Origin of the sequence: Phreatobacter sp., from assembly GCF_016793595.1 — a bacterium.
GTDB lineage: Bacteria > Pseudomonadota > Alphaproteobacteria > Rhizobiales > Phreatobacteraceae > Phreatobacter.
Map to the genome: position 1 here is coordinate 1,068,120 of NZ_JAEULY010000004.1, position 18,200 is coordinate 1,086,319.

General features: G+C 68.1%; 20 protein-coding genes. 15 read left to right on the top strand and 5 right to left on the bottom strand.

The features are described 5' to 3' along the window. The first annotated feature begins 26 nt into the window (after positions 1–26). From aat to JNK84_RS09335, 5 genes are all read left to right on the top strand, one after another. Positions 27–707, top strand: coding sequence for a leucyl/phenylalanyl-tRNA--protein transferase (aat, locus tag JNK84_RS09315; RefSeq protein ID WP_293423262.1), 681 nt, complete (start codon positions 27–29; stop codon positions 705–707). Continuing rightward, positions 704–1,177, top strand: a complete 474-nt coding sequence (locus JNK84_RS09320) for a GNAT family N-acetyltransferase (protein WP_293423264.1) — start codon at positions 704–706, stop codon at positions 1,175–1,177. The genes aat and JNK84_RS09320 overlap by 4 nt, the downstream gene beginning before the upstream one ends. 75 nt (positions 1,178–1,252) lie before the next feature. Beyond that, positions 1,253–1,978 (top strand): AzlC family ABC transporter permease, encoded by a 726-nt coding sequence (locus JNK84_RS09325; RefSeq protein WP_293423266.1) that lies wholly within the window; start codon positions 1,253–1,255, stop codon positions 1,976–1,978. Next, positions 1,965–2,276 carry an AzlD family protein gene (locus JNK84_RS09330; protein ID WP_293423268.1) on the top strand — a complete coding sequence of 104 codons (312 nt, stop codon included), beginning with the start codon at positions 1,965–1,967 and terminating at the stop codon, positions 2,274–2,276. The genes JNK84_RS09325 and JNK84_RS09330 overlap by 14 nt, the downstream gene beginning before the upstream one ends. A gap of 104 nt (positions 2,277–2,380) precedes the next feature. Continuing rightward, complete coding sequence (locus JNK84_RS09335; protein WP_293423270.1) at positions 2,381–2,776, top strand: hypothetical protein; 396 nt, start codon at positions 2,381–2,383, stop codon at positions 2,774–2,776. Positions 2,777–2,779: 3 nt separating this feature from the next. On the opposite strand, the gene hisG is transcribed toward JNK84_RS09335, so the two are convergent. The 3 genes from hisG to JNK84_RS09350 all read right to left on the bottom strand — a co-directional run bounded on the left by hisG (position 2,780) and on the right by JNK84_RS09350 (position 5,911). After that, positions 2,780–3,754: an ATP phosphoribosyltransferase gene (gene hisG, locus JNK84_RS09340; protein WP_293423552.1), complete on the bottom strand. Its 975-nt coding sequence runs from the start codon at positions 3,752–3,754 to the stop codon at positions 2,780–2,782. 5 nt (positions 3,755–3,759) lie between these two features. Then, a complete protein-coding gene (locus tag JNK84_RS09345) occupies positions 3,760–4,905 on the bottom strand; it encodes an ATP phosphoribosyltransferase regulatory subunit (protein WP_293423272.1) in 1,146 nt (381 codons plus the stop codon). Between the two features lie 94 nt (positions 4,906–4,999). Beyond that, positions 5,000–5,911 carry a LysR family transcriptional regulator gene (locus tag JNK84_RS09350; RefSeq protein WP_293423274.1) on the bottom strand — a complete coding sequence of 304 codons (912 nt, stop codon included), beginning with the start codon at positions 5,909–5,911 and terminating at the stop codon, positions 5,000–5,002. 130 nt (positions 5,912–6,041) lie between these two features. On the opposite strand from JNK84_RS09350, the gene JNK84_RS09355 reads away from it, so the two are divergent. Genes JNK84_RS09355 through JNK84_RS09365 form a run of 3 tightly spaced genes read left to right on the top strand, consistent with a single transcriptional unit; the run spans position 6,042 to position 10,099 of the window. Further along, entirely contained in the window at positions 6,042–7,493 is a 1,452-nt protein-coding gene (locus JNK84_RS09355) for an FAD-linked oxidase C-terminal domain-containing protein (protein WP_293423276.1), read from the top strand. Further along, positions 7,490–8,665: an FAD-binding protein gene (locus JNK84_RS09360; protein WP_293423278.1), complete on the top strand. Its 1,176-nt coding sequence runs from the start codon at positions 7,490–7,492 to the stop codon at positions 8,663–8,665. The genes JNK84_RS09355 and JNK84_RS09360 overlap by 4 nt, the downstream gene beginning before the upstream one ends. Before the next feature lie 3 nt (positions 8,666–8,668). Beyond that, entirely contained in the window at positions 8,669–10,099 is a 1,431-nt protein-coding gene (locus tag JNK84_RS09365; protein ID WP_293423280.1) for a heterodisulfide reductase-related iron-sulfur binding cluster, read from the top strand. Here JNK84_RS09365 and JNK84_RS09370 read toward each other — a convergent pair whose 3' ends face one another. Next, the gene (locus JNK84_RS09370; protein ID WP_293423282.1) at positions 10,100–10,564 is read right to left on the bottom strand and encodes a MarR family winged helix-turn-helix transcriptional regulator; all 465 of its coding nucleotides are present in this window, start codon (positions 10,562–10,564) and stop codon (positions 10,100–10,102) included. It lies immediately after the preceding gene. A gap of 155 nt (positions 10,565–10,719) precedes the next feature. On the opposite strand from JNK84_RS09370, the gene JNK84_RS09375 reads away from it, so the two are divergent. After that, positions 10,720–11,142, top strand: a complete 423-nt coding sequence (locus tag JNK84_RS09375) for an organic hydroperoxide resistance protein (RefSeq protein ID WP_293423284.1) — start codon at positions 10,720–10,722, stop codon at positions 11,140–11,142. Positions 11,143–11,206: 64 nt separating this feature from the next. On the opposite strand, the gene JNK84_RS09380 is transcribed toward JNK84_RS09375, so the two are convergent. Next, the gene (locus JNK84_RS09380) at positions 11,207–12,166 is read right to left on the bottom strand and encodes a glycosyltransferase (protein WP_293423286.1); all 960 of its coding nucleotides are present in this window, start codon (positions 12,164–12,166) and stop codon (positions 11,207–11,209) included. A gap of 205 nt (positions 12,167–12,371) precedes the next feature. Here JNK84_RS09380 and aceB point away from each other — a divergent pair, with 205 nt between their 5' ends. The 6 genes from aceB (at position 12,372) to JNK84_RS09410 (ending at position 18,163) form a co-directional block, all read left to right on the top strand. After that, positions 12,372–13,970 carry a malate synthase A gene (gene aceB / locus JNK84_RS09385; RefSeq protein WP_293423288.1) on the top strand — a complete coding sequence of 533 codons (1,599 nt, stop codon included), beginning with the start codon at positions 12,372–12,374 and terminating at the stop codon, positions 13,968–13,970. Positions 13,971–14,229: 259 nt separating this feature from the next. Continuing rightward, positions 14,230–15,111 carry a TorF family putative porin gene (locus JNK84_RS09390; protein WP_293423290.1) on the top strand — a complete coding sequence of 294 codons (882 nt, stop codon included), beginning with the start codon at positions 14,230–14,232 and terminating at the stop codon, positions 15,109–15,111. Between the two features lie 262 nt (positions 15,112–15,373). Then, entirely contained in the window at positions 15,374–16,381 is a 1,008-nt protein-coding gene (locus tag JNK84_RS09395) for a DUF2076 family protein (RefSeq protein ID WP_293423292.1), read from the top strand. Between the two features lie 133 nt (positions 16,382–16,514). After that, a complete protein-coding gene (locus JNK84_RS09400) occupies positions 16,515–16,922 on the top strand; it encodes an NADH:ubiquinone oxidoreductase subunit NDUFA12 (protein WP_293423294.1) in 408 nt (135 codons plus the stop codon). Between the two features lie 94 nt (positions 16,923–17,016). Then, positions 17,017–17,721, top strand: coding sequence for a DUF2155 domain-containing protein (locus JNK84_RS09405; protein WP_293423296.1), 705 nt, complete (start codon positions 17,017–17,019; stop codon positions 17,719–17,721). 13 nt (positions 17,722–17,734) lie between these two features. Continuing rightward, on the top strand, positions 17,735–18,163 hold the full coding sequence (locus JNK84_RS09410) for a copper chaperone PCu(A)C (RefSeq protein ID WP_293423298.1): 429 nt from the start codon (positions 17,735–17,737) through the stop codon (positions 18,161–18,163). The last annotated feature ends 37 nt before the right edge of the window (positions 18,164–18,200 follow it).

The window sequence follows — 18,200 nt, forward strand, 5'->3', positions numbered from 1 at the left end:
GTCCGTGACAGGGCTATCCTTGGCGCATGAGCCGTCACGCGGATGACCTCGCCCACGCCATCACGCCCGAGGTCGTGCTGAAGGCCTATGCCTGCGGCATCTTCCCCATGGCCGAGGGCGCCGACGATCCCGGCCTCTACTGGGTCGAGCCGGAACATCGCGGCCTCATCCCGCTGGATGGATTGCAGGTGACATCCCGGCTTGCGCGCACCGTGCGCTCCGGCCGTTTCGACATCCGCATCGACCATGATTTCGACGCGGTGATCGACGCCTGCGCCGCGCCGGCCGAAGGACGCGGCACGACCTGGATCAACGGCCGCATCCGCAGCCTCTACGGCGCGCTGTTCCGGGCCGGCCATTGCCACACGGTGGAGGCCTGGCGCGACGGTCGGCTGGTCGGCGGGCTCTATGGCGTCAGCCTCGGCGCGGCCTTCTTCGGCGAGAGCATGTTCCACCGCGAGAGCGACGCCTCCAAGGTGGCGCTGGTCCATCTGGTGGCGCGGCTCATCGCCGACGGTTTCCAGTTGCTCGACACCCAGTTCGTCACCGAGCACCTGCGCTCGCTGGGCGCGATCGAGGTGCCGCGCGCCCGCTACCAGCGGCTCCTAGAAGCGGCCGTCGTGCAGCGCGCGGACTGGCATGCCGAGCCGCTCGATCCGCCGGCGGCGCTCGAACTCATCCGCATCCACACCGAAGCGTCCGCATGACCATCAGACCTGCCACGGACGGCGACGGCCCCGCCCTCGCGCGCCTGATCGCGACCGTATTCGCCGAGTATCCGGGCTGCCTGTTCGTGGATGCGGAATTTCCGGAACTCGCCGCGCCCGCCAGCCACTATGCCGGCCGGGGCGGCCGGCTGATGGTCGCCGAGCGCGACGGCGAGGTCATCGGCTCGCTCGCGGTGGTCATGACCGGGGTCGCGGGCCTCGCGGAACTGTTCAAGGTCTATGTCGCCGCCGACGCGCGCGGCTCGGGTCTGGCGCAGAGGCTGTTCGAGGCGGGGCTTTCCCACGCGAAGGCCCGCGACGCGAACGCCATGATCCTGTGGACCGACACCCGTTTCGAGCGCGGCCACGCCTTCTACGAAAAGCTCGGCTTCCGGCGCGAGCCGGTGATGCGCTATCTCGCCGACGAAAGCGCCAGCTGGGAATATTGCTTCCGCATGCCGCTCGCCTGACCCTTGCGGGACGGGCGCGGCGGACCTGCGCCGCATGCGCTGGACGGGGCGGTGGACGACGGGCAAAGCGTAGATATGCCGCCGTCCTCCACGGATTCCCGCAAACCCGCGCCGGTCACGCTTGCCGGCATGATCGAGGGCGCGCGCCTTTGCGTGCCGCTTCTGCCGGGGATCCTCATCTTCGCCGCCGCCCTGGGGGCGGCCTCCGCCGAGAAGGGCCTGACGCTCGGCGAAGCGACGCTGATGAGTTTTGCCGTCTATGCGGGCGCCTCGCAGCTTCTTGCCCTCCAGCTCTGGCCGCAGACCTTCACGCCCGCGGCCATCGCCGCCATCGTGGTGGTGACCATGGCGGTCAACCTGCGCTTCCTGTTGATGGCGGCCTCGCTGCATCCCTGGCTGTCGCGGGCGCCATCGGGCCCGGTCCATCTCGGCCTTGCCTGCCTGACCGACGCGAACTTCATCGTCGGCTCGCGCTATCACGCCAATGGCGGCGAGGATGCCGGCGTGTTCGTCGGCGCCGGCCTGTTCATGTGGGTGATCTGGACGCTGGCGACCGTCCCCGGCCACCTGCTCGGCTATCTCCTGACCGATCCACGGCTGCTCGCCGTCGACATGATCCTGCCGCTGACCTTCACGGCCATGGCGGTCGGTCTGTTCCGCCTGCGCCGCGACCGGATGGTCTGGCCGATCGCGGCGGTCTGCGCCTTTCTCGCCGAGCGGCTGATCAGCGGCTACTGGTTCATCATCGTCGGTGCCATAGCCGGTTCTCTGGCAGCGGGGTTCCTGCGTGACCGCCGCTAGCTGGGCCGGGCCCGTCACCGCGATCCTCGCCATGGCGGCGGCGACCTATCTGGTCCGCTTCGCCGGCTACTGGATCATGAGCCAGGTGCCACTGACGCCGTTCGTGCGCGCCGCACTCGAGGCCCTGCCCGGCGCCATCATTGTCTCGACGGTGGTGCCGCTGGCCATGCGCGAGGGGATCGACGCCTGGCTCGGCATCGCGGCGGCTGCGGCGGCGATGATCCTCATCCGCAAGGATGTCGCGGCGCTCGGCCTCGGCGTCGCGGCTGTCATCGCCGCGCGGCAGTTCGGCTTCTAGAACCGGGGACGCCGCCGCGGCATCCTACGGCTTGACCCCGATCAAGGAGCGGCGCCCGCGCCGCCTCCATCATGGGTGGACTTTTCCGGAAGAGGCAATCTTCGATGGCAACGCTCCCCTCTGGTTTTCACCGCATTCGCCTGAACCTCGCGCGTTCGCCCGGCTTTCCGGAAGGCTCCAGGCAGCACGGGTATGAGTTCATTGCCCCGCTCGGCTCCTCCGGTCACATCGATGCCGATGCGTGGAAGGGCCACCGCGCGCTGTGCAAGGTGCGTCGCTTCTGGGCCGGCGAGGACGATCTGCACGGCCTGCTCGTGCGCAGGGCCGGCGGCTCCAGGGGCGCGACCTGGACCTTCGACTACGATCCCGAGGCGGACGACGATGACGAGGCTGGCTTCCGGTTCGGCGACCATGCATTCCAGATCGGCGAATATGTCTCGATCCGTGACGACGACGGCGAGATGCTAACATTCGTCGTCACGTCGACCGATGCCGTCTGACGCTCAGCGCAGGGCCGCCAGCAGCGTCTCGTAGAGCGGATTGTCCCTGGCGAAGACATAGTCCAGCTCCGTCACCGAGACCGTCTCGGCACCCTTCTCGCGCAGGAAGCGGGAAAGGGCGAAGATCGTTTTCGGCGGGCAGTGCAGCGTCAGCATGCCCGACGAGGTCGGGCCGCCGAACGGCGTCTCGACGCCGAACCGCTCGCGCGCCTCGGCCAACAGCCGGTCATCCGCCGCGCGGAAGCGGGTGCGGACTTCCTTGACCTTGCGCGCGCGCGCCTCGGAGGCGATGCGGTCGAGCATGTCGGCGGCGCTCGCCAGCGCGCGGTCGCTCCACTGGGCCGTGCGCGAGGCGACGAGATGCGCCTCCGACTTCATGATCACGCCGTCATCCAGCACTTTCAGTGCATTGGCGGCGAGCGTCGCGCCGGTGGTCGTGATGTCGACGATCAGCTCGGCGGCACCGGCCGCCGGCGCGCCTTCGGTGGCCCCCGCCGACTCGACGATGCGGTAATCCGCGATGTCGTGGCGGTCGAAGAACGAGCGGGTGAGGTTCAGATATTTCGTGGCGACGCGCATGCGCGTGCGGTGGCGCGCGCGGTACTGGCTCGCGACATCGTCGAGATCGGCCATGGTGCGGACATCGATCCAGGCCTGCGGCACGGCGACCACGACATCGGCGCGCGAGAAGCCGAGGGGCGTCAGGGAGACCAGCCTGTCCTCGGGCTCCGGTGTCGCCTCGTGCATGAGGTCGAGGCCGGTGAGGCCGAGATGGACATTGCCGGCGACCAGTTCGCGGGCAATGTCGGAGGCCGAGAGAAAGGCGACCTCGACATGGTCGAGGCCGGGAATGGTGCCACGATAGTCGCGCACGCCGCGCCCCTGCATCGGCTTCAGGCCGGAACGGTCGAGGAAGCCCTGTGCCGCCTCAAGAATGCGGCCCTTGGAGGGAATGGCGAAGACGAGCGTGGGGGAGATTTGCGTCATGCCCGCCCCCCGGCGACCGCGAGGCGCTCGACCCAGAAGGCACAGCCGACCGCCGGCACCTTGAGGTCGAGCCCGAGCTTGGCCGTCATCATGTCGGTGAGCCGGTCGTAGCGGCCACCGCCCACCAGCGGCTTGCCGGCACGGCCGCTACCGTCGTGAATCTCGAAGACGAGGCCGGTATAATAGTCCACGTCGCGGCCGAACCGCGTGGAGAACTTCGCCGCCGACAGATCGACGTCGGCAGCCGCAAGCAATGCGTTGCGCTCGGCGAGACGGTTGATGGCGGCCGCCATGTCGAGCCCCGCCCTGCTCGCGATCTCCCGCAGTTTCGCCTCGGCGGAAACGGGGTCGGTGTCGAGGCCAAGCACCTGCTCGACCACGGCGACCTTGTCCGCCGCGAGCCCGCCAGTGCCGAGCGCCGCCTGTTCGAGGAAACGCTCCGCGATATCGGCGGCCGAACGCCCGCCGACCGTCGTGATGCCGGCGATCGACAGAAGGTCGGTGACGAGTTCGCGCGCCGCCTTGGGGTCCGAGCCCTCGAGCGCAGCCAGGAGGCCGGCATGGGTCGGCCCCTGCGAGGCGGGCTCGGCAAGGCGCCGGAGGTCGTCGGCCAGCATGCCGGAGCGGCGGAAATCCTTGGCGAGGCGCCGCCGCCAGACGGCGGGCAGGCCCAGCGCGCCGATCAGGCTAAGGAAGATGCCGACATCGCCGAGAACGAGCTGCAATGGCCCGTCCGTATAGACGCGCGCCGCCTTCAGGGCGATGGCGATGACCTCGGCGTCGGCCGCCTCGCGGTCGGCCCGGCCGAGCAGTTCGATGCCGGCCTGATTGAATTCGCCGGCCATGCCGGCGCGGTGGCGGAAGACCGGGCCGAGATAGGAATAGGCGGCGGCCTCGCGGGCTTGCGGACCTTCCAGATGAGCCTGAACGACCGGGATGGTGTAGTCGGGACGCAGGCAGAGTTCGGCGCCGTCGGCGTCGGTGGTGAGATAAAGCCGGCGCGCCAGCGCCTCGCCGACGAGATCGCGGACGAGATCGGCCGGCATGAGCAACGGCGGCTCGGCACGCACGAAACCGGCCTCCGCCAGCAGGGCGGCGAGGCTGATGTCGAGGGCGGAGAGAGATGTCGTCGCGGTGGGCATTTCCGGCGGGTTCTAGCGAGTATTTCTTTCGCTTGTGTAGCGCGAGGATCGGGAATGGTTCGCGCAACGGGATTTCGGCATTGCTGTAGCGGGGTCAGGCGGGAAGGTCGAGCCCCTCGTCCCAATAGGGCACCGGGCCGTAGAGGGTCGCGAGCCAGTCGACGAAGACGCGCACCTTCTGCGGCAGGAAGCGACGGGTGGGATAGACGGCGTGGACGCCGACACGGCGCGAGGCGCGCCATTTCGGCAAAACCGCCGTCAGCCGGCCGTCGCTCAGCTCCGGCCCGACGTCCCAGGTCGACCGAAGCGCGATGCCAATGCCGGCGAGCACGGCCTCGCGCACGACCTCCGAGGAATTGGTGCGCAGCGGCCCGTGCAACCGAACGATCTGCGGCCCGTCCGGGCCTTCCAGACGCCAGGTGTCGGAGTTGTGCGAGAGCAGCGCGTGGGAGGAGAGATCCGCCAGCGACTGCGGCGTGCCGCGCGCCTTGAGATAGCCGGGCGTTGCGACCAGCAGGCGGTGATTGGGCGCGAGCCTGCGGGCGACGAAGGAGGAATCGTCGAGTTCGCCGATGCGGACGGCGACGTCGTAGCCCTCGCCGACGATGTCGACGAAGCTGTCCGAGAGTTCGAGATGGACGATGAGATCGGGATTGGCGTTGAGGAACGTGCGCAGATGCGGCGCGATGTGCAGGCGGCCGAAGGAGGTGGGCGCGGAGACACGCAGCATGCCGCGCGCCAAATTCGAGCGGCGCGTGACGAAGGCCTCGGCCTCGTCGATGGAGGCAAGGATCGCCGCGACCCGCTCGTAATAGCCCTGCCCCGCCTCGGTCAGCGACAGCTGGCGCGTGGTGCGCTGAAGCAGCCGCGTGCCGAGCCGCTCCTCCAGCCGCTTGATCCGCTTGGAGATGACCGCGGGCGACAGGCCAAGCTCGCGCCCGGCCGCCGACATGCTGCCGGCGGTGACGACGCGCGCGAACACGTCGAGATCGGCGAAAGGCGTCACGGCAGGCCCCGCATCTTTTCCCCAGTGGAAACAATCTTGCCGCCGCTTGCGCCATTCCGCCAGCCCCGGCGCGCGCTATAATCACTCCAAACGCCACCCCCATGGATCTGTGGCAAGAGGGCGGAGAGCCATGACCATCGCCTTTCCGGAACCGCGGGCGGACGTGCTCGCCAAGCGCGACAAGGTGATCGCCGCGCTCAAGGCGATCGTGCCCGGCGAGGGCGTGATCACCGAAGAGAACGAGCGCCGCGCCTTCGAGACCGACGCGCTGACCTCCTACCGCCGCATACCTATGGTGGTGGTGCTGCCGGAGACCACCGAGCAGGTCGCGGCGATCATGAAGCTATGCCATGCCGAGGGTGTGCCGGTGGTGGCGCGCGGGGCCGGCACATCGCTCTGCGGCGGCTCGATCCCGCAGGAGGACGCGGTCGTCCTCGGCGTCGCCAAGATGAACCGCGTGCTCGATACCAATTTCGCCGACCGCACCATGCGGGTGCAGGCGGGCATCACCAATCTCGCGATCTCCGGCGAGGTTGCCCATGCCGGTTTCTTCTACGCGCCGGACCCCTCCAGCCAGCTTGCCTGCACCATCGCCGGCAATGTCGCGATGAATTCCGGCGGCGCGCACTGCCTGAAATACGGCGTCACCGCCAACAACATTCTCGGCCTGAAGCTGGTGACGGTGGAAGGCGAGGTCGTGGAGATCGGCGGTGCAGCCCTCGATTCCCCCGGCTATGACCTGATCGGCCTGTTCGTGGGGTCGGAGGGCCAGCTTGGCGTCGTCACCGAGGTCACCGTGCGCATCCTGCGGTCGGCGGAAGGTGCCCGGCCCGTGCTGTTCGGCTTCAACGAGATCGCGGCGGCGGGCCGGACGGTTGCCGACATCATCGGCGCGGGCATCATCCCGGTCGCCATCGAATATATGGACCGCGAGGCGATCCACATCTGCGAGGCCTTCGCCAAGGCCGGCTACCCGCTCGACGTCGAGGCCATGCTGATCATCGAGGTCGAGGGCTCGGACGCCGAAATGGACGCGACGCTTCAGCGCATCGTCGAGATCGCCAGGCGCCACGGCGTCTCGGTGATCAGGGAATCGAAATCGGCGATGGAGACGGCCGCCATCTGGAAGGGGCGCAAGTCCGCCTTCGGCGCGACGGGACGCGTTGCCGACTACATCTGCATGGACGGGACGATACCCACCGGCCGCCTGCCGGATGTGCTGGAGGGCATCGACCGGATCGTGAAGGGCTACGGCTTGCGGGTCGCCAACGTCTTCCACGCCGGCGACGGCAACCTGCATCCCCTCGTCATGTTCAACGTCAACGACCCCGCCGAGCAGGTGAAGGCCGAACATGCCGGGGAGGACATCCTGCGGCTGTGCGTGGAGGTCGGCGGCTGCCTGACCGGCGAGCATGGCGTCGGCATCGAGAAGCGCGACCTGATGCGCGAGCAGTTCACCGAGGTCGATCTGCTGCAACAGACGCGGATCAAGACGGCGCTCGACCCGAAATGGATCCTGAACCCGGCCAAGGTGTTTCCGCTGGATGCGCCGCGAGATCTTTCTTCGAAGGAAGCGGCATGACCGTGCATGTGCCTGCTTCGGCCGACGAGCTCGCCGGGATCATCACCGATGCCCGCGCGACCCAGACGCCACTCGCCGTCGCGGGCGGCAAGACCCGCACCGGCCTCGGCCGGCCGGTGCAGGCGGCGGCCGAAATCTCCACCGCAAAGCTGGCCGGCATCACGCTTTACGAACCTGCCGAACTGGTGATCGCCGCAAAGGCGGGAACGCCGCTGCGCGAGGTCATCGAGACGCTGGACGCGCGCGGGCAGCGTCTGCCGTTCGAGCCGATGGACCACCGCCGGCTTTACGGAACGACGGGCGAACCGACGGTCGGCGGCGTCGCGGCCGGCAATGTCTCGGGACCGGCGCGGATCAATCTCGGCGCGGCGCGCGATGCCATGATCGGACTGAAATTCGTCAATGGGCGGGGCGAGGACATCAAGTCCGGCGGGCGGGTGATGAAGAACGTTACCGGGCTCGATCTCGTGAAGGCGCTAGCGGGCTCGCACGGCACGCTCGCCGTGTTCCACGAGGTCTGTTTCAAGGTGCTGCCGAAGGCGGAGACCGAGCGCACGCTGGCGCTGACTGGGCTGGACGATATCAGGGCCATCGAAGCTCTTTCGGTAGCGCTCGGCTCGCCGTTCGAGCCGACCGGCGCTGCGCATCTGCCGGCGGAGAGCGCGAGCCGGGCGCGCACGCTGATCCGGATCGAGGGCGTGCCTTCGTCGCTCGATTACCGGGCAGGGCAACTGTCGAAGCTGCTGAAAGCCCACGGCGCGCTCGACGCGCTGGCCGAGGCGGAAGCCGCGACGCTCTGGGCCGATATCCGCGATGCCGCTTTCTTCGCGGGCGTGCCGAACCCGGTCTGGCGCGTCTCCGTTGCTCCGTCGAAGGGCGCGGCGCTCGGCGCGGCGCTGACGGCGCGCGGCGCGCGGGTTTTCTACGACTGGGGCGGCGGCCTCGTCTGGGCGATGCTGGCTGGCGACGATCCGCAATCCGCCTTCGTCCATGCCGGAGCGTCGCGCCATGGCGGCTACGCGACGCTCGTCCGCGCCAGCGAACAGGCGCGCCTTGTCGCCGATGTCTTCTCAGCGCCGACCGCGCCACTGATGGCGCTCCAGAAAAAGCTGAAGACGAGCTTCGACCCGGACGGGATCCTCAATCCCGGCCGCATGTATGCGGGCCTCTGAACCATGCAGACGAACTTCACGCCCGAACAGCTCGCGGATCCGGCCATGGCGGCGTCGGAGAAGATCCTGCGCACCTGCGTCCATTGCGGCTTCTGCACCGCGACCTGCCCGACCTACCAGCTGCTCGGCGACGAGCTCGATTCCCCGCGCGGGCGCATCTACCTGATGAAGGAGATGTTCGAGACGGGTAAGCCGGCGACGCCCGAGGTGGTGAAACATGTCGACCGCTGCCTCTCCTGCCTCTCCTGCATGACGACCTGCCCGTCGGGCGTGCACTATATGCACCTCGTCGACCATGCGCGCGCGCATATCGAGGCGACCTATCGCCGGCCATGGCAGGACCGCCTGATGCGAGCCGTGCTCGCCCGCGTCCTGCCCTATCCGAACCGGTTCCGGCTGGCGCTGGCGGGCGGCTTCCTCGCCAAGAAGACGCTGTCGGTCGTCTCCATGCTGCGCTGGAGGGGCCGCGCGGCCGTCGCGGTCGGCCGCAAGGCGGTCAGGCCTGTTTCAGAGCGCGTCGGCCTCCTGAAGCGCTCCCGCGCGATGATCGACCTCGCGCCCGACCGCCTGCCGGCCCGCTCGCATCTCGACCGCGGCGGCGCGCACCCGGCGGCGGGCGAGAAGCGCGGCAGAGTCGCGCTGCTTCAGGGCTGCGCACAGTCGGTGCTCCAGCCTTCGATCAATGAGGCGACCGTGCGGCTGCTCACCCGGCGTGGCGTCGAGGTGGTGTTCGCGAAGGGCGAAGGCTGCTGCGGCGCGCTGGTCCACCATATGGGCCGAGAACACGAGAGCCACGCACAGGCGAAGCGCACCATCGACGCCTGGATCGCCGAGATGGGCGGGGCCGGCCTCGACGCCATCGTCATCACGGCGTCGGGCTGCGGCACGACGATCAAGGATTATGGCTTCATGTTCCGCGACGATGCCGCCTATGCCGCGAAGGCCGCGCGGGTGTCGGCCATCGCGAAGGACATCACGGAATACCTGACCGAACTCGGGCCGGCCATCCCACCGCGCGAGACCGGCCTGACGGTGGCCTATCACTCGGCCTGTTCCATGCAGCATGGGCAAGGGATCAAGGACGGACCGAAGAACCTGCTCAAGGCCGCCGGCTTCACGGTGAAGGATCCGCCGGAGGGGCACCTCTGCTGCGGTTCGGCCGGCGTCTACAACATCATGCAGCCGGAGATCGCCGTCGCGCTGCGCGACCGCAAGATCGCCAATATCGACAAGACGCGGCCGGACCTGATCGCGGCCGGCAATATCGGCTGTATCACCCAGATCGCCAACGGCTACGAGGAGCGGGACCGAGCGATCCCCGTTGTCCACACCGTGGAACTGCTCGACTGGGTGTCCGGCGGACCGATGCCGGACGCGATGGTACGGGCGGGGTTCGGCGAACTGCCGGTGGCGGCGCTGCAGGCGGCCGAATAGCTAGGCCGCCTTCTCCCGCGCGTCGGAGAAGGCCTCCAGCGCATCGCGCAGCGCGACGATCTGCTCGCGCAGCGCAGCGATCTCCGGCATCGAGCGACCCATGGCGCAGCCGATGGCGAAGGGCACGCCTTCCGCCTTCTCGCGCAGCGCCCTTCCCGCGTCGGTAAGCCCGACGCGCACCGAGCGCTCGTCCCTGATGTCGCGGGAGCGGACCAGCAGCCCGGCGGCTTCCAGGCGCTTCAGAAGTGGCGTCAGCGTGCCCGAATCGAGGCCGAGCCTCGCGCCGATCGCCTTCATCGGCAGGCCGTCCTGTTCCCACAAGACCATCATGCTCAGGTATTGCGGGTAGGTCAGGCCCAGCCGCTCCAGATGCGGCTTGTAGGCACGGTTGAACGCGTGGCTCGCCGAGTAGACCGCGAAACACAGATGGTCCGAGAGCTTCAGCTCGCGCCTCCTTCCGGCCATGACCACCTCCCGTCGCCTTGATGAGCACGTCATTCAATTGCGCGAAATCGATCAGCGCGCCAGTCGACGATTATGCATTGTGCACAATCTAATTTTACGCAATATACCACATGCGGCGTCGCCTGGCGCCTTGACGCCATTGCGGGAGACGCATCATGAAAGTCCTCTACACCACCAAGGGTTCGGCCACCGGCGGTCGCACGGGTTCGGCCGGCAGCGAGGACGGCCGGCTGAAGGTGACGCTCGACACGCCGAAGGAACTCGGCGGCAATGGCGGCGAGGGCACCAATCCGGAGCAACTCTTCGCGGCGGGTTACTCGGCCTGTTTCCTCGGCGCGCTGAAGTTCATCGCCGGCAAGGCCAAGGTGCAGCTGTCGCCCGACACGAAGGTCACCGCGACCGTCGGCATCGGTCCGCGCGACGACGGCCGTGGCTTCGGCCTCGACGTGGCGCTGCAGGTTGCCGTCCCGGGCTTCGACAAGACCGTCGCCGAACAGCTCGTGGAGCAGGCACACCTGGTCTGCCCCTATTCCAACGCGACACGCGGCAATCTCGACGTGAGGCTGTCGGTGGCCTGAGCCACGTCCGACCTGGGCGTCATGGCCGGGCTTGTCCGGGCATGACGTTGCCGCGTTCCGGCGCTCAGACGGCCCCGATCGGCTCGGCTATATCGTACTGCTTCAGGAAATCCGCCACGTCGGCGTCGGTCACCTCGCCCGCCGCGATGGCGAGCGCGCGGTTGCCGATCAGCGCCCATTTGTCGAAGGGGATGGCGCGCATGATCCGCGCGCGCAGCACCGGCATCGCGGCCCGCAAGCTCGAAACGCTGATGACATCGCGCTCGCGATGGAAGTCCCGCTCCTTGCGGGCGAAGCGGCGGTTGGTGCCGGTCTCGATCTCGTAATTGGCGAAGCCGAGCCCGGTCTTGAGGTATTTCATGTGCCAATAGGCGAATCCGGCGAAGACCCGCCGGAAATGGTACTTGCGGAAATCCTCGAAGCGCCGGTCGTGGACGAAATAGGCATCCGGCGTCATCGCGAAGAAGCCGATATCGCCATTGCCCGAGAAGGGCGTGCCGGCATGAACGCCGACGCGGCCATCCTCGCCGGCGGCGAGATTGAGGCCCGAGAAGCAGTTCATGCGGCCGGGCGCGAGGCCGTCGCGCCTGAGCGCGTCGACCATCGGCCGGAGCAGCCGGTCGAAGGCGATGTGATCGTCGTCGAGCTTCACGACGATGTCACGCGTGGTCTGCGCCAGCGCGAAGTTGGAATAGTTGACGACGCTGGCGGGCGATGCGCCGGGCTCGGCCGCGTGTTCCGCGGAACCGGGAGGATGGACTCGCGGCAGGTAGTGGAAGAGCTTCAGCTTGTCGGGGCCGAGCTCGTCCTGGAGGCCCGCGAGGATCGCCTCGGTATCGTCGGTGCACTGGTTGTAGACCGCGACGATCTCGTCGACATAGGGCGCATGGCTGCGAATGGTCGGCGCGATGAAATCCGCACCGTTCTTCGTGCGGACGAAGGCGGAAATGCCCGGCCGGCGCGCGGCGACCCTCAGGTCGTCGGGCACGAAGGAATAGGTTTCGACGGACGTGATCTGCGCCATAGCGTCTGGAAAAGGACCTTCGCGGAAAATCGCCGGAGCCGTGCGCCTTTAGACGCCTGAGGCACGAAAAGCCAGCCCGCGCAATCTTTTCGGTCATGGAAAAAGTGATCGTCACCTTCGTCCATTCAAGCAAAGGCCGACCTCGCGTATGGTTTTGAACAGAGCGGTCGAAAAGACCCCATCCGCCAGCGAGGAGACTTCACCGATGACCAGCATCAATCCCATGCCCGGCGTTGCGATCAAAGGCGCGATGGGACCGCGCTTCGAGGACATCCTCACCCCCGAGGCGGTGGCCTTCGTCGTCGACCTCCAGCGTACCTTCAACGAAACCCGCAAGCGCCTCCTGAAGGTGCGCGCCGAGCGGCAGAAACAGTTCGACGCCGGCGCCCTCCCCGATTTCCTTGCCGAGACGAAGCATATCCGCGACGGCGACTGGACGGTCGCGCCGATCCCGGCCGACCTTCAGGATCGTCGCGTCGAGATTACCGGCCCGGTCGACCGCAAGATGGTCATCAACGCGCTGAACTGCGGCGCGAAGTGCTTCATGGCCGATTTCGAGGACGCCAACTCGCCGACCTGGACGAACCAGATCGAAGGCCAGATCAACCTCAAGGACCGCTGGGCCGGCACGCTCGCCTTCACCGATCCGAACTCCGGCAAGTCCTACAGGGTCAACGACAAGGTGGCGGTGATCATCCCGCGCCCGCGCGGGTGGCACCTGCCGGAGGTTCATGTCCAGGTCGACGGCGAGGACATGTCCGGCTCGCTGTTCGATTTCGGCCTCTACGTCTTCCACAACGCCAAGGCGTCGATCGCCCAGGGGTCCGGCCCCTATTTCTACCTGCCGAAGATGGAGAGCCATCTGGAGGCGCGCCTCTGGAACGATGTCTTCGTCCACGCACAGGAGAAGCTCGGCATCCCGAAGGGCACGATCAAGGCGACCGTGCTGATCGAGACCCTGCCGGCGGCCTTCGAGATGGATGAGATCCTGTTCGAGCTGAAGGACCATATGGCGGGCCTGAATGCCGGCCGCTGGGACTACATCTTCTCGTTCATCAAGAAGCTCGCCCGCAACAAGGCCTATGTGCTGCCCGATCGCGGACAGGTGGTGATGAGCAAGGCCTTCCTGAAGGCCTATGCCGAGCTGCTGGTGAAGACCTGTCACAAGCGCAACGCCTTCGCCATGGGCGGCATGGCGGCGCAGATCCCGATCAAGAACAATCCCGAGGCCAATGCCGCCGCCTTCGCCAAGGTCAAGGCGGACAAGGAGCGCGAGGCGACCATCGGCCACGACGGCACCTGGGTCGCCCATCCCGATCTCGTGCCGGTGGCGATGGAGGCGTTCGACCGGCTGATGCCGCAGCCGAATCAGGTGGGCAAGCAGCGCGACGACGTGACCGCCAGCCAGACGGCGCTGCTCGAAATCCACGAGGGCAACAAGACGGAAGCCGGCTATCGCGAGAACATCCGTGTCGGCGTCCAGTACATCGAAGCCTGGCTGCGCGGCCGCGGCGCGGTGCCGATCTACAACCTGATGGAGGACGCGGCGACGGCGGAAATCTCGCGCGCGCAAATCTGGCAATGGACGAAATACGGCGTGGCGCTGGAAGGCGGCATCGTCTGCACGCCGGCCTTCTTCGAAAAGGCGCTGGCCGAGGAGATGGACAAGGTGAAGGCGGAGGTCGGAGCGGACGCCTATGCCGGAGGCCGCTTCCCCGATGCAATCGCTCTGTTCAAGACGCTGTCGCTTGCGCCGGATTTCGAGGAGTTCCTGACACTCCCGGCCTACCGGATGCTTGGCTGAAGCTCTGGCCGCGCGGCACGGCAACCTCTTGTAAAGAGATACCGTTAGGGAACCCGTCAACCGGCTGTGGCGTGATTGCCACAGCCGGCTTTTCTCGGCGAAAGCGGCCGGAATTGCACTTCGAATAGGCATTTTCGGCCTGTTTGCCTGGTATTTCGCCTTGTCCCGACTGCCCCATGCGTGACGTCATTGTGTCCAGTTTGTGATGGTTCCGATTCATCGCAACTCGACAACGGCGTCGCCCCCGCAGGAGCAGAACATGATGCGCAAAGCAGTCCTCGCAGGCCTCGTGGCCGCAACCTTCGTCGGACCGGCGCTCGCCGCCGACGTCGCGGCTCCTGCGCCGATCGCGGCGCCTGCGCCCTGGGCTTTCGACTTCGCCTTCGGCGGCAAGCTGATGTCGGACTACAATTTCCGCGGCATTTCGCAGTCGGCGCGCGGCCCGGCGATCAACGTCTACGGCGAGGCGCGCTACGGCTGGCTCTATGCCGGCGCGGCCTTCTGGACCACCAAGCTGCCGAACCGTCCGGTCGGCGAGGTCGATCTCTACGCCGGTATCCGCCCGGTCATCGGCGACGCCACTTTCGACCTCGGCGTGATGTACTACCTCTATCCGAACGAGACGCAGTTCCGCACCGACATCGTGACCCCGCCGGGCGCCTTCGCCGGCATCTGGGCGCCCGCGCGCACCAACTTCGTCGAGGTCTACGGCAAGGTCGGTTACGACTTCACGCCCCAGCTGAACGTCGGCGCGGCCGTCTATTTCGCTCCGAACTGGCTCGGCACCGGCGCCTCCGGCACCTATGTCGAGGCCAACGCCAAGTACAAGCTGCCGAACGACTTCGCCATCTCGGGCGCCGTCGGCCACTACTTCCTCGGCACCACGACCGTGTTCCCCGGCGCCAATTTCAACATCCAGGACTATTTCTACTGGAACGCCGGCATCTCCTGGACCTACAAGGACGCCGTCACCCTCGACCTGCGCTATCACGGCACCAACCTGACCGCGGCCCAGTGCTTCGCGACGACCGGCGACTATCGCGGCGTCCTGACCGGCACGGCGAAGTCCTCGTGGTGCGGCCACAGCGTCGTCGCGACCCTCTCGGTCGATCTTCAGTGGTCGAAGCTGCCTTACCGCTGATCACGGCAGGCGGACTGAAACACGAAAGGCCGGGGTTCACCCCGGCCTTTTCGTTTGCGGCGCGCCAGTCGGGGCCCTTACCCCCCTGCGACTCGCCGCCACGCCCCCTTGACGCCTCTGGCGTTCCCTCACGGCATATCCCATCTTCTCGTCGCTCGACCGGCCTGCCGCGGCACGACATCAGACTGCAACGCGGCGGTGACAGGAAGGGCGCATGCGGGGGCGACCCGCCACGAACATTCCTCCCGGAGGATATTTCCCCATGAACCAGCAGGAACGCGATATTCTCGCCGGCCTGTTCGACCGCCTGAAATCGGCCGAAGGCCAGCAGCGCGACCCCGAGGTCGATGCCTTCATCAGGGATCGCCTCGTCCAGCAGCCGGGCGCCATCTACGCCCTGCTCCAGTCGATGTACGTCTCGGACCAGGCGCTGAACGATCTCTCGCGCCAGAATCAGGACATGCAGGGCCAGTTGCAGAACCTTCAGGGTCAGATCGGCCAGATGGAAGGCGAGCTGTATCGCCTGCGCCAGGCGCCGCCCCCGCAGCAGCAGGGCGGCGGTTTCCTGTCCGGCATATTCGGCTCCAAGCCGGCCGTGCCGCCCGTGCCGCCGCGGCCGCTCAACCCGCAGATGGCCCCGCCGCCCCCCGGTTTCGGCCAGCCGCAGGGCGGCCCGCCGCCCGGCTATGGCGCACCGCCGCCGCGCGGCCCATGGGGTGCTCCGCAGGGCGGCCCGCCGCCCGGACCTTACGGTGCACCGCCTCCGGGCCCCTATGGCCAGCCCATGGCGCCGCAGGGCGGTCCGATGCAGGGCGGTCCTTGGGGCCAGCAGGCTCCTCCTCCGCCCCAGCAGGGTGGCGGCGGCGGCTTCCTTGCGACCGCCGCAACGGCGGCCGTCGGTGTCGCCGGCGGCATGCTGGCGGCCAGCGCCATCTCGTCCATGATGGGTGGCGGCCGCGCCAATGCCTCGCCCGCCCCCGCCTCGCCGTCGTCCTCGACACCGGCCGGCGGCACGCCGGGCGCCGGCAACCAGACCTCGGCCGAGAAGAGCGCCGACCAGGGCGCGACGCCGGCCTCGGCCGCGGAGCAGAGCGCCGAGAAGGGCGGAGCCGACCAGGGCTACGACAAGGCCAGCTACGATCAGGGCGGCTATGATCAGGGCTACGACAAGGGTGGCTACGATCAGGGCGGCGGCTATCAGCAGGCCTCCTACGACAATGGCGGCTACGAGGACGGCGGCTATGACGATTTCGGCGGCGACGACGTCTGATATCGCCTCCGCATGACTTTATGGACGGCCGCCCCAACGGGCGGCCGTTCTGCATCCGGGCTCCATCGCTGGACTTATGGCCGCGCGGGTGGCATGAACCGGACCATACCCGCACCCGACCCGCAGGCAGGCGATGAAGGCCTTCTTCCTCAAGTTCTTCACCTGGTGGAACAGCCAGACCTTCGGCACGCAGCTGACCATCTGGCGCTACGGCGTGTTCGTCGGCGAGGACGAGGCGGGCAACAAGTACTACCGCTCGCGGTTCGCCAAGGATCCGGCCATGGGCCATGAGCGCCGCTGGGTCGTCTATAACGGCGTCGCCGAGGCGTCGCGGATTCCGCCGGGCTGGTGGGGCTGGATGCACCACCGCACCGACACACCGCCGACGGAAGGCAGCTACAGCCCCCGCGAGTGGCAGAAGCCGCACCGCGAGAACATGACCGGCACGGCCATGGCCTACCGGCCGCCGGGCTCGACGCTGGCCGCCGGCCGACGCCCGCAGGCCACCGGCGACTATCAGGCCTGGACGCCCGGCCAGTAAGCTCCGCATCGCTGCGGCATCGTTCCGCCATTTTCCGGGCGTCTATGCTGCCCGGACGACTATGACGGCAGGATCGCACTTGGCCCGAAACCTCTTGGCCCCCTTCCCTCCGGCCCGCTCTCTTGTCATCGGCGCGCTCGCCGGCATCGCAGCGCTCGGGGCAGCGGGCTTCGCGTTGCCGCACGCCACCCCCGAGGCGCTCGCCCAGCTGCAGCTCGGGCCGCCGTCGGGCCAGCCCCAGCAGCGCCCCGCCCCGACGCCCGGCCAGACCGGACCGGCGCCCCGGCCCCAGCAGCGTCAGGCGCGGCCGGCAACGCCCTCCGACACGCCGCCGAGCCAGCCGGACGCGCCGCGCGACCGCCGCCGCGCCCTTCCCGGCGAAACCGTGGCGCCCGCGCCGGACGAGACGGTGATCGCGCCGCCGCGCCAGCGGATCAACAACCAGACCGCCGTCTTTTCCGGGCTCGACAAGATCACCGGACGCATCATCGCCTTCGACGTCGCCATCGACGAGACGGTGCAGTTCGGCGCGCTGCAGGTGACACCCAAGGTCTGCTACACGCGCCCGCCGACCGAAACGCCGCAGACCACGACTTTCGTGGAGGTCGACGAGGTGACACTGGGCGGCGAGGTCCGCCGCATCTATGGCGGCTGGATGTTCGCCGCGAGCCCCGGCCTCTCGGGCGTCGAGCATCCCGTCTATGACGTGTGGCTGACCGACTGCAAGCAGACCGCGCCGGTGGTTCCGGGGCAGGCCCAGTCCAGTCCGCAGTCATCCGCGCCGCCGCCCGGCCGCTGACGCAGCCTCGACCATGCTCCGTCGCCGCGCCTTCCTGGCCCTTCCCGCGCTCCTTCCCGCCGCAGTGGCGGAAGCGCACTCATACCGGCAGGGCGAGCTGATGATCGGCCATGCCTGGTGCCTGCCCTCGACCGGCGCCACCACCAAGGCCTTCATGCCGCTGGCCGTCTCCGGGTCGAGAGGCGACGTGCTGGTGCGCGCGACGACCCCGGTCGCCGAAGCGGTGGCCTTCCACCCGACCGCTGGCCAGCCCGCCGCCGCGCGCTGGGAGATCGCGCCGCGCCGGCCAGTGGGCATGCGCGCCGACGGTCCGCACCTCATGCTGACCGGGCTCAAGCGGCCGCTCGCGGTCCGCGACCGCTTTCCGCTGACCTTGGTGTTCGAGAACAACGGCGCTAAGGACATCGAGATCTGGGTCGAGAGCTCGCCCTATTCGGGCTGACGCCTCGCTTCGACCAGCCGCCGCCTCCGGAGAATGC